This window comes from Pseudomonas sp. FIP_A4 (genome assembly GCF_036701605.1).
Lineage (GTDB): Bacteria > Pseudomonadota > Gammaproteobacteria > Pseudomonadales > Pseudomonadaceae > Stutzerimonas > Stutzerimonas phenolilytica.
The window spans coordinates 1-356 of sequence record NZ_JAYDXP010000021.1 but is presented as its reverse complement, the minus strand read 5'-3'; the positions used below and the strand labels follow the sequence as shown (position 1 = coordinate 356).

The window sequence follows — 356 nt, the reverse complement described above, 5'->3', positions numbered from 1 at the left end:
CGGCATCCGACGTTCGTGCTGTTCCTCGACGTCGATCCGGCGGTGGTGGACGTCAATGTGCACCCGACCAAGCACGAGGTGCGCTTTCGCGACAGTCGCATGGTGCATGACTTCCTCTACCTGTGCTGTCGGAAGCAGATTGGCAGACCTCGCATTACTACCGAGAGCTGTGCCGCAACTACGACGTCTATCACCTGATGGGCGCGGACATCTCGACGCCCGATGCCGGTCTGGCCGACCTGCATGTCGTTCGGCACGAAGCCGGCATCGACCGCGGCACGCGAGGCACCGACCGCCGCGCCGAGCTTGTCGGCCAGCGAATACAGGTGCTTGAAGTTATCGCCGTTCTGCATGCC

2 pseudogenes are annotated in these 356 nt (G+C 62.9%); one reads left to right on the top strand and one right to left on the bottom strand.

Annotated features, from left to right (window positions below):
* Positions 1 to 124, top strand: a pseudogene (locus tag U8L64_RS00155) (hypothetical protein); the annotation flags it as partial.
* Between the two features lie 100 nt (positions 125 to 224).
* Here U8L64_RS00155 and U8L64_RS00150 read toward each other — a convergent pair.
* Positions 225 to 356, bottom strand: a pseudogene (locus U8L64_RS00150) (FAD-binding protein); the annotation flags it as partial.